This window comes from Halobaculum saliterrae (genome assembly GCF_009831625.1).
GTDB lineage: Archaea > Halobacteriota > Halobacteria > Halobacteriales > Haloferacaceae > Halobaculum > Halobaculum saliterrae.
In genome coordinates this window covers 283127-296940 of record NZ_WUUS01000003.1, presented here as the reverse complement: position 1 = coordinate 296940, position 13814 = coordinate 283127, and the positions used below count along the sequence as shown (strand labels likewise).

Annotated in this window: 15 protein-coding genes; 6 read left to right on the top strand and 9 right to left on the bottom strand. The window is 71.5% G+C overall.

The window, feature by feature from the left end; all coding sequences use genetic code 11:
- Window positions 1-160: 160 nt before the first annotated feature.
- From GRX01_RS06290 to GRX01_RS06280, 3 genes are all read right to left on the bottom strand, one after another.
- A complete protein-coding gene (locus tag GRX01_RS06290) occupies window positions 161-865 on the bottom strand; it encodes a hypothetical protein (RefSeq protein WP_159664597.1) in 705 nt (234 codons plus the stop codon).
- A gap of 144 nt (window positions 866-1009) precedes the next feature.
- The gene (locus tag GRX01_RS06285; protein WP_159664595.1) at window positions 1010-1630 is read right to left on the bottom strand and encodes a nucleotide exchange factor GrpE; all 621 of its coding nucleotides are present in this window, start codon (window positions 1628-1630) and stop codon (window positions 1010-1012) included.
- Window positions 1631-1779: 149 nt separating this feature from the next.
- Window positions 1780-2034, bottom strand: coding sequence for a hypothetical protein (locus tag GRX01_RS06280; RefSeq protein ID WP_233740898.1), 255 nt, complete (start codon window positions 2032-2034; stop codon window positions 1780-1782).
- A 178-nt stretch (window positions 2035-2212) separates the two neighbouring features.
- Between GRX01_RS06280 and GRX01_RS06275 the strand changes: the two genes are divergently transcribed.
- Both GRX01_RS06275 and GRX01_RS06270 read left to right on the top strand, forming a co-directional pair.
- Window positions 2213-3019, top strand: a complete 807-nt coding sequence (locus tag GRX01_RS06275; protein WP_159664593.1) for a YhjD/YihY/BrkB family envelope integrity protein — start codon at window positions 2213-2215, stop codon at window positions 3017-3019.
- Window positions 3020-3117: 98 nt separating this feature from the next.
- Window positions 3118-4464 carry a DEAD/DEAH box helicase gene (locus tag GRX01_RS06270; RefSeq protein WP_321167933.1) on the top strand — a complete coding sequence of 449 codons (1347 nt, stop codon included), beginning with the start codon at window positions 3118-3120 and terminating at the stop codon, window positions 4462-4464.
- A 54-nt stretch (window positions 4465-4518) separates the two neighbouring features.
- On the opposite strand, the gene GRX01_RS06265 is transcribed toward GRX01_RS06270, so the two are convergent.
- Complete coding sequence (locus GRX01_RS06265; protein WP_159664591.1) at window positions 4519-4932, bottom strand: hypothetical protein; 414 nt, start codon at window positions 4930-4932, stop codon at window positions 4519-4521.
- A 138-nt stretch (window positions 4933-5070) separates the two neighbouring features.
- Between GRX01_RS06265 and GRX01_RS06260 the strand changes: the two genes are divergently transcribed.
- Entirely contained in the window at window positions 5071-6588 is a 1518-nt protein-coding gene (locus tag GRX01_RS06260; RefSeq protein ID WP_321167932.1) for a DUF790 family protein, read from the top strand.
- Window positions 6589-6600: 12 nt separating this feature from the next.
- Here the strand turns inward: GRX01_RS06260 and GRX01_RS19480 are convergent, their stop codons facing one another.
- From GRX01_RS19480 to GRX01_RS06245, 3 genes are all read right to left on the bottom strand, one after another.
- Window positions 6601-7341 (bottom strand): CPBP family glutamic-type intramembrane protease, encoded by a 741-nt coding sequence (locus GRX01_RS19480; protein WP_159664589.1) that lies wholly within the window; start codon window positions 7339-7341, stop codon window positions 6601-6603.
- A gap of 129 nt (window positions 7342-7470) precedes the next feature.
- Window positions 7471-8013 carry a DUF7122 family protein gene (locus GRX01_RS06250; protein ID WP_159664587.1) on the bottom strand — a complete coding sequence of 181 codons (543 nt, stop codon included), beginning with the start codon at window positions 8011-8013 and terminating at the stop codon, window positions 7471-7473.
- Entirely contained in the window at window positions 8010-8972 is a 963-nt protein-coding gene (locus GRX01_RS06245) for an RsmB/NOP family class I SAM-dependent RNA methyltransferase (RefSeq protein ID WP_159664585.1), read from the bottom strand. The genes GRX01_RS06250 and GRX01_RS06245 overlap by 4 nt, the downstream gene beginning before the upstream one ends.
- A gap of 84 nt (window positions 8973-9056) precedes the next feature.
- Between GRX01_RS06245 and GRX01_RS06240 the strand changes: the two genes are divergently transcribed.
- The 3 genes from GRX01_RS06240 to GRX01_RS06230 are packed head-to-tail and all read left to right on the top strand — an operon-like array spanning window position 9057 to window position 12208.
- A complete protein-coding gene (locus GRX01_RS06240; protein WP_159664583.1) occupies window positions 9057-9806 on the top strand; it encodes a proteasome assembly chaperone family protein in 750 nt (249 codons plus the stop codon).
- 60 nt (window positions 9807-9866) lie between these two features.
- On the top strand, window positions 9867-10985 hold the full coding sequence (locus tag GRX01_RS06235; protein ID WP_159664581.1) for a pyridoxal phosphate-dependent aminotransferase: 1119 nt from the start codon (window positions 9867-9869) through the stop codon (window positions 10983-10985).
- 2 nt (window positions 10986-10987) lie between these two features.
- Entirely contained in the window at window positions 10988-12208 is a 1221-nt protein-coding gene (locus GRX01_RS06230) for an aminotransferase class V-fold PLP-dependent enzyme (protein WP_159664579.1), read from the top strand.
- A 6-nt stretch (window positions 12209-12214) separates the two neighbouring features.
- On the opposite strand, the gene GRX01_RS06225 is transcribed toward GRX01_RS06230, so the two are convergent.
- Window positions 12215-12628, bottom strand: coding sequence for a histone acetyltransferase (locus GRX01_RS06225; RefSeq protein WP_321167931.1), 414 nt, complete (start codon window positions 12626-12628; stop codon window positions 12215-12217).
- Complete coding sequence (locus GRX01_RS06220; protein ID WP_159664577.1) at window positions 12625-13806, bottom strand: redox-regulated ATPase YchF; 1182 nt, start codon at window positions 13804-13806, stop codon at window positions 12625-12627. Before GRX01_RS06220 ends, GRX01_RS06225 begins: the two co-directional genes overlap by 4 nt.
- Window positions 13807-13814 lie beyond the last annotated feature (8 nt).

The following is a 13814-nucleotide window of genomic DNA, read 5'->3' as shown; positions in this document are numbered from 1 at the left end:
TACCGCGGTCTCGGCCGATCCCACTGCAGTACTGCGATTACTCCTATCCCGAATCCGCACGAGTGGCAACGCTTATCACGAACCGCGAATCCAGCCGACCGCCCCGGGGCCGTGGAACGGCATCGCCGCCGTGCCGGTCACACGTTCGCGGGCGAGTGCCCTACTCACCGAGCGCGCTCGGTCCCTCGCGCAGCGCGGCGACCGCGTCCGCGACGACCGCCGTCCGCCCGGGTGACGCGAAGCACTCGTGTCCACCGTCGTACAGGCGGATCCGGTCGGCCGGCAGCCGTTCACCGATCGCGTCGACGCCGACGAGTCCGTCCGTCAGCGTACAGAACGCGACTTCCTCGTCCCTGGCGGCCGGCAGCGACGATTGCGCGCGTCGGATCTCCCGCATGAACGACGGTGCCAACCCGTTGGGCTCGCGGGCGGTCGGCTCGGCGAGGTCGCCCAGGGTCTCGCGGTCCGACTCCACCGAGATGAGTTCCCTCCCCGTCGGAAGGAGGCCGAGCACGCGAAAGAGGATCCGTTGACTCGGGTGGAGCCCCCACCACGGGCTGAGGTGGACGGCCCGCCCGGACAACACGCCGTCGTCGATGGCGTGGGCGGCGATCAGCCCGCCCGTACTGTGTGAGAGCACGCGGTCGACGGTCGGCCCGTCGTCGACGGCGGCGGCCAGCGGGTCGAGGTACTCGTCCTCGAAGCGTCGCACGTTCGTCGGGATCTCGACGGCGCGGGTGCGGAACCCGGCGTCCGCGAGTTCGTCGAGCAGCCAGCGGACAGCGGGCTGTTCGGGCGTGTTTCCCCACCCCATCACGAACCACAGGGGCTCGCCGTCTGCGGGACCGTGGACGGTGACGTTCATACGGGCACGTCTCGGCGCGGCGACAAAACGGTACGCCTACTCGTGGTCGGGGCCTCACTTCGCTCGGTCCCGCCTGTTTCCGTGGGCGGCGCACTTGTGGGTTCGCCGCCGTGTCGTCGAGGCCTCACTTCGTTCGGCCTCGCATCACTCGCCGTCGCTCACCGTCACCTGTGCGGCCTCTATCACCCTGTCGCCCATCTCGTACCCCTGCTTGTACACGTCGGCGACCGTCCCCGCCGGCTGCCCGGAGTCGACGCGCATCATCACCTCGTGGCGCTCGGGGTCGACCTCCTCGCCGGGCTCGGGGTCGATCACCTCGACGTTCTCCTCGCCGAGGACCCGGTCGAACGTCTCCAGCGTGGACTCGATCCCGGGACGGATGTCCGCGTCGTCGTCCTGATCGAGCGCGCGAACGAGGTTGTCGCGGACCTCGGTCAATCGGGTCACGAGCGACTCGGTCGCCCGCGCCTTCTCCTGCTCCTGCCGCTTCTTGGCGCGCTTCTTGTAGTTCTGGAAGTCCGCCTTCGTCCGACGGAGGCTCGACTCCAGCTCCGCCACGCGCTCGCCGGACTCGACGGCCTCGCGTTCGAGGGCCGCCACCTCCTTCGCCAGCGCGTCGTCGTACGCGGCCACCTCGGCGGCCAGCGCGGTCTCGGTCACGTCGCCGCCGCGTTCCGTCGACGTGCTCGCGTCCGCGGTCGCCGCGTCGGCGGCGTCGGTCGCGTCCTCCGGGTCGTCGTGTCCGGCGTCGGCCTCTTCGCTCATGTCCCACCGAAGCGGTCGCGCGGAGATACGGATTGCGGATCCGAGCGTCGCCGGGACCGTCGACCGGCGTGTGGCACGCGAGCGTTCTCCTCGTCGCCCGCGCCGTTCTCCTCGTCGCCCGCGCCGTTCTCCTTGTCGCCCGTGCCGTCCTACTCGTCGCCCGCGCCGTCGTCGGCCTCGGCGGACTCGACGGCCTCGGCGGCGTCCCGCAGGTCGTCGATCCGACTCGACAGCACCGACAGCGCCGCGTCGGCGTCCACGTACCCACGGTCGTAGTCGCCGTACACGTCGTCGGCGCCGGCGAGGAACCGCGAGACGGCCTCGTTCATCCCGGCGTCGGGCCCGTCGCCGGCGTCGCTCCGTTCGTGATCCTCGTCGCCGTCGTGGGCCGTGTCGTCGCTCATGTCGTCCGGTTGGTCCGTGGGGCATGAGTGGCTTGCGGCGCGCGACGCACGGCGAGTACGAGGGGGATAACCAACCGCCCGGACGCCGAGACACGACACAGTCGCACATGTCCCCCATCCGGGCGCCCGAACGCCGGCCTCCCCCGTCCACATGAGCGACGGGCGAGCGAGGGCGACCGTGGCAACCCTCCGGTCCGTCCTCTTGCGCGCCCGCGAGGAGTGGATCGGGTTCCTCGCTGCCGCCGTCGCTTACTACGCGCTCGTCTCGATCGTGCCGCTCACGGCGCTGGTCGCGCTCGTAGTGGCGACGGTCGCCGGCGACGCCGTCGCGGAGTGGGTCCTCGCCGCGTTCGGGGACACGCTCTCGACCGCCGGGCGGGAGGCGATCCGGCGGGTTCTCACCACCGCGACCGCCCGGTCGCAGGCGACGGTCTTGGGACTCGTCGTGCTGCTGTGGGGCGGGTCACGGCTGTTCCGCGGGCTCGACCGAGCGTTCGGGCGGATCTACCGGACAGACGACGGCGTCGACACGGTCGGTCACGCGCGCGACACCGTCTTAGCACTCATCGGGGTGTTGTCCATGGTTGTCGCCGTCGCGACGGTCGGCGCGATCGCGTTCGCGGTCGCCGCGGAACTCGGCGAACTGCGGTCGCTCGCTGACCTGTCGGCTGCCGTCGGCGGGATGACGGACGGAGCCGTCGGCGTCGTCGCTCGGGTCGTGCTCCTCTGCGTGCTTTTGTTTCCGGTGTACTACGTGCTTCCGAACGTGTCAGTGACCGTCCGGGAGGCAGTTCCCGGAACCGTCCTCGCCGCTGTCGGCTGGACGGCGCTGTTCGCCGGGTTCGACCTGTACGTCAGCCTCGCGAGCGGGAGCGCGCTCTCGGGCGTCCTCGGGGGCGTCGTCGTCGTCGTGACGCTGCTGTACGCCGCGTCGTTTCTCCTGCTTGTGGGCGCCGTCGTCAACGCGGTCCTCGCCGAGGGGTGATCCGGGGGCGTGCGGAGCGAGCCGTCGGGAGGAAACGAATCGGGAGCACTGGCGTCCCCGACGGCGGACTTATTCGCCCCGGGACCCCACCATCGACCGTGTCGTCGGTAACGCTCACCTACGAGGACGGGACGATCCGGGTCACGGGCGCGCCCGACGAGCCGCTCCCGGGGGTCGAGACCGACGACCGCTCCGGAACCCGGCGGGCCGCCGCCTATCGCTACCGCGAGATCCGCGACGTCCTCCGCGACCGCGACTGCGACGTGGACGATCGGGCGCTCGACCTCCCGACGCTCCCGCCGCTCGACTCCGGCTACACCCTCCGCGAGTACCAGCGCGAGGCGCTCGACGCCTGGGAGGCGAACGACCGACGCGGGGTGCTCGAACTCCCGACCGGGAGCGGGAAGACCGTGATCGCGCTGGCGGCGATCGCGGCGGCGGCGACCCCGGCGCTCGTCGTCGTCCCGACGGTCGACCTGCTGGAGCAGTGGCACCGGGAGCTGTCCGCCACGTTCGACGTGCCGGTCGGTCGCCTCGGCGGCGGCGAGCAGACCGTCGAGGCGCTCACCGTCGCCACCTACGACTCGGCGTACCTCCGCGCCGACGAGTTGGGCGACCGCTTCGGCCTGCTCGTCCTCGACGAGGTCCACCACCTCGGGGGCGAGGGCTACCGGGACGTCGCGCGGCTGTTCGCCGCGCCCGCCCGCCTCGGGCTGACGGCGACGTTCGAGCGCCCCGACGGCGCCCACGAGGCGGTCGCGGAGCTGGTCGGGCCGGTCGTGTACGACCTCGATCCCGACGACCTCGCGGGCGAACACCTCGCGGACTACGAGGTCCGTCGGATCGAGGTGGAACTGACCGACGAGGAGCGCGAACGGTACGAGGAGGCGCAGGGGACGTTCCTCGACTACGTCCGCGAGGCGAGGATCACCTTCCGCTCGGGCTCGGACTATCAGGAACTCGTGAAGCGCTCCGGAAACGACCCGCGGGCCCGCGAGGCGCTGCTCGCCAAGCAGCGCGCCCGCGAGGTGATGATGAACGCCGACGCGAAGCTCGCGGAACTCTCCCGGATCCTCGACCGCCACCGCGGCGAGCGCGTCATCGTCTTCACGGCCCACACCGCGCTCGTGTACCGGATCTCCGAGCGGTTCCTGATCCCCGCGATCACCGCCGAGACCGGGACCGAGGAGCGTCGCGAGGTCCTCTCACGCTTCCGGGACGGGACCTACTCGCGGGTCGTCGCCGCGAACGTGCTCGACGAGGGCGTCGACGTGCCCGAGGCGAGCGTCGGCGTCATCCTCTCGGGGAGCGGGTCCGAGCGGGAGTTCACCCAGCGGCTCGGGCGGATCCTCCGACCCGGGGCCGACGGCGCGAAGACGGCGACGCTGTACGAGCTCGTGACGAACGAGACGGCGGAGGAGCGGGTCGCGCGGCGGCGACGGTAGCGAAACCCGGGACCCGGCCATGGCGCGTCGGATCGACGCGGTCCGACGCCGGACTCAGACGATCTCGACGCGGATCGACCCGGACTGGCTGAACGACTCGAACGACAGCGACGTGGCGACGGTCACATCGGTTCGCTCGCCCGAACCGAGGGTCACCTCCTCCGAGACCGTCTCCTCGGAGTCGGACCCGTCGGCGGTGACGATCGCGGTGACGATCACGGTTCCGGTACGTTCCTCGCTGCCACGGTTCTCGACGGTCACACGAACGAGCAGGTCGCCGTCGTCGCCCTCCACGTCGGTGAAATCGGTGATTGCGAGACCTTCGCCTCCCGAGGCGGTCGCCTCCGGGGAGCGCGGCGGCGTCGTCGGACCCGACGGCTCGGCCGAGTCCGTGCACCCGGCGAGCGCGGCGAGGCCGCTGGCGGCCGCGAGGCGTGCGCCCGTCGCGAGCAGGCGCCGGCGGTTCACGTCTCCCCGGTTTCGCGGATCCGGTATGAGCCTTGTCCATCGCGGCGTCGGACGGTGGCGGTGGAAGTGCGGGTGCGGGGACGGGACGACGGCACCGCCGCCGCTTTATCGTCCGCGACGGTACACCCCGCGACGACCGTGATCACGAAGGACCTCCTGCGCGTCAGCCGCCGCGGCGGCTACCGTCCGCAGTTCGTCGCCGGCGACTCCGGGGCTCGTCGGCTCGCCGCACGCGTGTTCGGCGTCTATCAGGGCCACGTGGGAGAGCGCCGGGCGGACCTCGACGAGGCGCTCTCGGCGCTGGAGCGGGAGGCGGACGACTACAAGCTCGTCCGCGGGTTCGCCGCGCTGCTCGACCGGGAGGCCGCGTTCGAGACGCGGGCCCCCCTCCCGCCGCGGCGCGCCCGCCGGGTCGCCTTCGAGGCGGCGGAGGCCGTCGGCGTGGCGAGCGACGAGGAGCGCGCGACGGCCCTCGACCGCGCGGGCGACCGCCTCGGCGTGGCCCCCGACGAGGTCGAGGGGTCGCTGTACGCCGACCGCGACGCGAACCAGGTGCTCGCCGAGTTCGACCCCCGCTGGGACCCCGACGAGCTGCTCGTCCAGTACGACCTCTCGCTGGCGCAGACGGCCCTGTTCGACGCGACGGAGGTGCGCGTGCGCTCGACCGACCCGAAGGCGCTCGTCTCGGCGGCCAAGCGACTCGGCCTCCTGTACGAGATCCGCGTGCGCGGGGAGGACGGGCCGACCGAACGCGAGGTGGTGATCACCGGTCCCGACGCGCTGTTCCGCCGGACGCGACGCTACGGGACGGCGTTCGCCCGCCTCCTGCGCACCGTCGCCGCCACCGCCGACGAGTGGACGCTGGAGGCCGACATCGACGACCGTGGGCGCGAGTACCTGCTCGAACTCGACGACGGCGACGTGTCCGTCCCGGGCGTCGAGCCGCTCGCAGAGCCCGCGTTCGACTCCGGCGTCGAGGCGGACTTCGCCGCCCGGTTCAGGGCACTGGATCTCGACTGGGACCTCACCAGGGAGCCGGAACCCCTCAGGGTCGGTGCCAGCGTGATGATCCCCGACTTCGCCTTCGAGTATCGCCACGCCGACTACCGCGTCTTCTTCGAGGTGATGGGCTTCTGGACGCCCGAGTACGTCGAGAAGAAGCTCGCCCAGCTCGCCGACGTGGAGGATGTCGAGCTTGTCGTCGCGGTCGACGAGAGCCTCGGCGTGGGCGAGGAGATCGCCGCCCGCGACCACCGCGTCGTCACCTACTCGGGGACGGTCCGCGTGAAGGACGTGGTCGACGTGCTCCGCGAGTACGAGGCCGATCTCGCCGACGAGGTGACCGCCGACCTGCCCGCCGAGTTGGTCCCCGACGCTGACGTCGTCGCCGTCGAGGATCTCGCCGACCAGTACGGGGTGCCGACGGACGCCCTCGACGACGTGAGCTTCCCCGAACATCGCCGGCTCGGCGCGACACTCGTGCGACCCGTGGTGCTGGACCGCGTTGGCGACGGGATCGAGGCGGGGATGTCGTTCTCGGGGGCGGAGGCCGTCCTCGGTGACGCCGGACTCACCGACGCGAGCGCGGCGCTGTCGGCGCTCGGCTATCGCGTCGAGTGGGAGGGGTTGAGCGGCGGGACGGTGCGCGAGAAGTGAACCTCCGCGGCGCTACACGAACGGCAACAGCGCCCCGAACGGAACGGTCCACGACATCGCGTGTGCGACGGACGTCACGACGAGGTTTCGCGTCCGTTCGTACGCGTACCCCCAGATGACGCCCGGAACGAGCGCCGACAGGCCCCAGTACAGGCTCCCGTCGAATCCGACCGCCGGGGTGAGCAGGCCGACGAGGAAGTGGAGGAGTCCGAACACCGCGGCCGAGACGAGCACGGTTCCCGCGAACCCGAACGCCTCCCGAAGTCGACCCTGAACGATCCCGCGGAACACGGCCTCCTCGGCGGGGGCCGCGAACAGGTACAGCCCGACGAACGCGACGGGCCACAGCGCGGGGTTCGACAGGACGTCGGCGTGGCCGCCGCCCGGCATCGGCTCGGGCAGGCCGACGGCCGACAGGACCGCGGCACCGGCCACGCCGACGATCGGCACCCCGAACGCCGCCACGGCGATCCACCCGACATCCCGCGGGGTGGGCACGCGGACCGGGACGAACCGCTCGGCATCGGCCGCCCTGTGGAGATAGACGGCGGCGAACCCCGCGAACCCGACTTGGATGAGATTGCCGGCGACCACCCGGAACGCCGCCGTCTCGGCGACCAGCGGACCCACGGTCGCACGTATCGCGATGATGCCGACCAGTCCGGCGAGGAGAGCGACGACGCAGATCCCGACGGTCGACAGCGCGACCCCGGCGCGCGCTCCGACGGGGAACCGCTCGATCACGGCGTTCACGCCCCCACCTCCGGGAGCGGCGTCTCGACTCGCGGCGAACGGAGGGCTTCGGTGCGCATCGCCGGGTAGTCGAGATCGTGTCAAGTTAAAATCGTGTGGTCTCCGATCTGACCCAGTCCAACCCGACCGCTACAGCCTCGGCAACTCCTCCTGATACCCCTTCGGCACCACCGATCGAAGCTCGTCGTAGAGGTACAACCCCACGCCGATCGGCACCTGATCGCCCGCCAGTTCGTGCGTGGCGATCAGGTATCCCCAGTCGCCGTCCCACTCGGGGAGGTCCTGATCGTGGCCCGCCGCGAACGCTTTCGCCTCCCCCGACGACAGTTCGATGACGTTCCTCGTCGCGAGATGGCCCCACTTCCTCGCGGCCGTGGTCGTCGGCTTCCAGTGCTCCTGGCGCGTGCGAAGCACCGTCATCCCGACGCCCTCGCGCTCCTGCGGGCTGGGGAGGTCGTCCGCGAAGACCCAGATCTTTCCCTTGCCCTTCTCCCAGAAGGTGTGGTCCCCGAACGCGTCCGGTTCGATCCCGAAGCGCTCGTCCCACCAGTCGAGCACTTCCTCGCGCGTCGCGCGGCCCTCGACCTCGCGCTCTGCGACGGTCGCCGGCAGCCGGTCGAACTGACTCCCGTCGTTGCCGGGGGCGCCCTCCCCGTCGGCGGTGTCGCTCATGTCGCCACCTCCGGCTCCGGGTCGTCGGCGGCGCCGCCGTCGCCACCCACCCGAAGCTTCGCGAGGAAGAACCCGCCCGTGTCGTTGTGATGGGGGTAGATCCGCGTCGCCCTCGCGACGCTCGGGTCGTACTCCTCGTCGTGCCACTCCGTCACGCCGGAGACGGACTCCAGCGGGCAGTCCCACTCGACGATCTCGCAGTCCTCCTCGTGGAGCACGTGGTCCAGCACGGCCTCGTTCTCCTCGGGCGCGAACGTGCACGTCGAGTAGACGACCGTGCCGCCGGGACGGGTCGCCTGCACCGCGCGACGGAGGATCCCCTTCTGGACGCCGGCGACCTCGTGGACGTGATCCAGCGTCCACGTGTCGAACGCGTCGGGGTTCTTCCGGATCGTCCCCTCACACGAGCAGGGAGCGTCGACGAGCGTCGCGTCGAACTCCTCGAAGCCGAACCCGTTCAGCGAGTAGTTGCGCGCGTCCTGCTGGTCGACGACGAGGTTCGTCACGCCGAGGCGCTCGGCGTTGTGCCGCAGCGCCGAGAGGCGACCGAGGCTGGTGTCGTTGCCGACGAGGGTTCCGGCGTCGTCCATCAGCGCCGCGAGTTGGGTGGTCTTGCTCCCCGGCGCGGCGCAGGTGTCCCACACGCGCGTGCCGGGCTCGGGGTCGAGCGCGAGTGCCGGGAGGCAGGAGACTTCCTCCTGTCCGTGCACCCAGCCGTGGGCGTACGGCCACGTCGTCCCCGGCGAGCGCTCGGCCATCCGGAAGATCCCGTCGTGCCAGCCGGCGCGCTCGTAGTCGGTTCCCTCCTCGTCGAACGCGCGGGCGACCCGGTCGGCGTCGGCCGCGAGCGTGTTGACGCGCACGACCGAGGGGAGCGGCCGGTCGCAGGCGGCCCGGAACGCCGCCTCGTCGTCGACGAGCGAGGCGTACCGGTCGAGCACGCCGCCGTCATCGTTCATACGCACGGATCCGCGCCGCCGGGGTTGTCCCTTTCGGACGCCGCCGCGACCTAGGTTTATGACCGCGAGCGGTCGAGTACACGTATGGGACACATCGACGTGGTCTCCGAGCGCGAGTTCGATGACCCGGTACTCGTGGAGGGGTTGCCGGGCGTCGGGTTGGTGGGGAAGATCGTCGCCGATCACCTCGTCGGGACGCTCGACATGGAGCTGTACGCGACGGTCCACTGCGACGGGCTCCCCGCGGCGGCCGCCTACGCTGCCGACGAACGCGGGGTCACGACGCCCGTGCGGCTGTACGCCGACGCCGACGCGGACCTGCTCGTCCTCCAGTCGGACGTCCCCGTCTCCCCCGACGCCGCCGAGGAGTTCGCGGGCTGCATCGAGGGCTGGTTCCGCGAGGAGTCGGTCACGCCGCTGTACATCGCGGGACTGCGTGCCGACCGCGATGACGACGACGCCGAGGCGTCGCCGACGCTTCGGGGGGTCGCCGTCGGCGGCGCGGACGGCATCCTCGACGGGCTGGACGTCCCCGAGCCCGAGTCCGCGGGGCTCGTCACCGGACCCACCGGCGCGCTGCTGGCACACGCGCTGGAGACTGACCTCCCGGCCGTCGGACTGGTGGTCGACTCCGACCCGCAGTTCCCGGACCCCGTCGCCGCCCGGGTCGTCCTCGAGTCGGTCGTCGAGCCGCTCACGGGAGTGGACGTGGACGCGGAGACGCTGAAGACGCACGCCGACCGGATCCGCCGCGCCAAACAGCAGTTGGCGGCACAGATGCAGGGCGGCGAGGAGAACATCTCGCAGGCCCAGCAGCTCCGGATGTACCAGTAGCCGCCTCGACGGGGTCGCCCGAGGGAAACGACTAACACCGCCGCAGCCGCCCGTTCCCACATGACGACCTTCTCCGATCGCGTGGAGCGGATCTCCATCAGCGGCATCCGCGAGGTGTTCGAGGCCGCCGGCGACGACGCCATCAACCTCGGGCTCGGGCAGCCGGACTTCCCGACGCCCGAACACGCCGGACGGGCCGCGATCGACGCCATCGAGGCCGGCGACACCGACGGGTACACCGGCAACAAGGGCATCGAGGCGCTACGCGACTCGATCGCCGACAAGCACGCTCGCGACCAGGGGATCGAGGTCGACCCCGACGACGTGATCGCCACCGCGGGCGGCAGCGAGGCGCTCCACCTCGCCATGGAGGCGCACGTCGACGCCGGGCAGGAGGTCCTGATCCCGGATCCGGGGTTCGTCGCCTACGACGCCCTGACGAAGCTCGCGGGCGGCGAGCCCGTGCCGGTCCCGCTGCGCGAGGACCTGACGATCGACCCGGCCGCGATCGAGGAGCGGATCACCGACGACACCGCCGCGTTCGTCGTCAACTCCCCCGGCAACCCCACGGGAACCGTCTCCTCGGAGGCGGACGTCCGCGAGTTCGCGCGCATCGCCCGCGAGCACGACGTGCTGTGTATCTCCGACGAGGTGTACGAGCACTTCGTCTTCGACGGCGAGCACCGCTCGCCGATCGAGTTCGAGCGCGACAACGTCGTCGTCGTCAACGCCGCATCGAAGGCGTACTCGATGACCGGCTGGCGTCTCGGCTGGATCACGGGCGCGAGCGACCGCATCGAGCGGATGCTTCGCGTCCACCAGTACGTGCAGGCGTGCGCATCCGCCCCCGCACAGTACGCCGCCGAGGCCGCCCTGTCGGGACCGCAGGGGGTCGTCGACGAGATGCGGGAGGCGTACGAGCGCCGGCGCGACCTCGTCGTCGACGGCCTCGCCGATGCCGGGCTCGACTGTCCGACCCCACAGGGGGCCTTCTACGCGATGCCGCGCGTGCCCGACGGGTTCGTCGACGAGTGCATCGAGCGCGGCGTCGTCGTCGTCCCGGGCGAGGCGTTCGGCGAGCACGGTGCGGGCCACGCCCGGATCTCCTATGCCGCCGGCAAGGACGACCTCGAGGAGGCGCTGGGGATCATGGCCGAGGCGGCGGAGGCGGTGCGGTGACGATGGCCGGGGACGAGTCCGATCCCGAGGCAGAATCCGGGTCCGATCCCGAGACCGGATCGGCCCCCGCGATCGACTTCGACCCCGACCTCGGCGACCGTCCCGACTCCCCCGAGGCGCTGCGGGAGTCGATCCCGGCGTGCGACCGCGTCGCCTACTTCAACACGGGCGCGACCGGCCCCTCGCCGGACCGCGTGCTCGACGCGTCGGCCGCGTGGGAGCGGTACCACAAGGTCGACGTGCTCGCGGAGTCGGACCCCTACGTGGTCGCGTTCGAGGAGTACGAGCGCCTCCGCGATCGACTCGCCGCGTTCCTCGACGCCCCGGGCGAGGCGGTCGGCCTGACCGAGAGCACCGCCGACGGCGTCAGCGCCGTCGCCGCCGCGCTCGACTGGGATCCCGGCGACGTGGTCGTTCGCACCGATCTGGAACACCCCGCCGGGACCCTCCCGTTCGAGCGGCTCGAACGACGGCGCGGCGTCGAGGTGCGCGTGGTCGACACCGAGGACGGCCGAATCGACACGGACGAGTTCGCGGACGCCGTCGCCGACGCGAACCTCGCGTGCTTCTCGTCGCTGTCGTGGAACTACGGCACCCGGCTCCCGGTCCGGGAGCTGTGTGAGATCGCCGCCGACGCGGGGGCGTTCTCCCTCGTCGACGCGGTGCAGTCGCCGGGACAGCGTCCGATTTCGGTGCCCGAGTGGGGCGCCGACGCGGTCGCCTGCTCGGGGCACAAGTGGTGTCTCGGGCCGTGGGGAGCGGGACTGTTGTACGTCGATCCGGCCGCCGAGGACGACCTCCACCCGGCGCAGGTGAGCTACCGGAGCGTCGACGACCCCGGCGCCGACGCGTACGATCTGAACCCGGGCGGCGCGCGCTTCGAGCGCGGCACCGCGTCGCTGGCGCCGCACGTCGGCCTTCGGGAGGCGATCGGGACGATGGAGTCCGTCGGCCTGGACGCCGTCCACGAGCGCGTGCTCGATCTCGCGGACCGGCTGACGGACGGCCTCGACGGCGATCGACTGCTGTCGCCCGCCGACCCCGAATCAGGGCTCGTGACGTTCGACGTGGTCGACCCCGAGGCGACCGTCGATCGCCTCCACGACGAGGGGATCGTGATCCGCGACGTCCCCGATCCCGAGGCGGTTCGGGCGTCCGTGCACGCGTTCAACTCCGAGTCGGAGGTCGATCGGCTCGCGGAGGCGTTGAACGCCGAACCCTGACGCGGCTCACTCGATCGCTCGGCACCGTTCGACCCACTCGCGTTCGTGGGTCTCGGCGCTCACGACCCGCCCGACGAGGTCCCGGGGATCGGTGACCCCCGCATCGACGCACCAGTCCACGCAGGTCTCGTAGACGTCGAGCGAGAACTCCCGGCGATCGGCGGCGGGGACCCGCTCGACGTGAAGGGCGTCCGCGCCCGTGAGCACCGCCGCTACCGCACGGGTGTGGCCGTCCGCGAGCAGTACCTCTCCACGGACCTCGAACGGCACGTCCTCGGGCCCGAACACGGGGAGCGGATCGTCACGACCGGGCGCCTCCGGCGCGTCCACGGGGAACCACCCGAGCACGTCACGGAGCTTTGCGGCGCTCACGAACAACTGGCTCGGCTGTGCGTCCGTGACGGGGACGACGGCGGTCACGACGCTGTCGAGACGATCTTGATCACGTCGCCCTCCTCCAGCTCCGTGTCCTCGCCGATCCGGCGGTCGGCGCGGGCGTCGACGGCGTGGAGGTACCCGTCGCCGATGTCGGTGTGGACTGCGTACGCGAGGTCTCGGGGGCCGCTGCCGCTCGGGAGCAGGAACGCGTCGGGGAGGACGTTCCCCTTCGCGTCGGTCCAGTGCGTCTCGTTCTGGACGGGGAAGGCGGTGATCAGATCGAGCAGGCCGTACACCGCCTCGTTCAGTGCCGCCTGAACCCCGGTCCCGCCGAACTCCTCCATCACCTCGCGGATCCGTTCGAGTCCCTGCTCCTGCTGGTCGCTGAGGTCGCCGACGACCTCGAAGTCCCCGTCGCCGGGGTCGTACTCGATCGCGCCGGCCTCGGCCGCCCGCCGGAGCGCGAGCTCGCCGTCGGCGGTCGCGGGGATCACCGGCTTGTCGGTCTCGCGCAGGCGCTCGACGTTCTCCGGCGGCGCGATGTCGGCCTTGTTCGCCACGAGGACGATCGGCTTCGTCCGGGCGCGGATCTCGGCCGCCAGCACCTCGCGGTCCTCGTCGCTCCACTGGATCGGGTCGTCGGGGTACTCCAGCCCCCGGAGCACGATCGTCACGTCGTGCTCTGTCGCGCCGAACCCCGTCAGCAGGTCGGTGAGCGCCTCCTCGATGTCGAAGTCGGGCGATCGGGACTTGCGCTCGACGGACTCCCAGTTGCGGTCGAGGATGCCCGCGAGCCACGCGTCCATCTCCGCCTCGACGAAGTCGACCTCCTCGACGGGGTCGTACTCCCCGACCTCGACGGGCTCCCCTTCGGCGTTCGTCGCGCCCGCGGCGTCGACGACCTGCAGGATCACGTCCGCGTCGGTCAGGGCGTCGAGGAACTGGTTGCCGAGCCCCTTCCCCTCGTGAGCGCCCGGCACGAGCCCCGCCACGTCGAGCAGCTCGACGGGGACGTAGCGCGTGCCGTCGTGGCAGTCCTCGTCGCCGCAGCGTTCCTCGCGGTCGACACACGGGCAGTCGGTGCGGACGTGGGTGACGCCCCGGTTCGGGTCGATCGTCGTGAACGGGTAGTTTCCGACGTCCACGTCGGCCATCGTCGCGGCCGTGTAGAGGGTGGACTTGCCCGCGTTGGGCTTGCCCGCGAGCGCGATGGAGATCATGCCTCCGG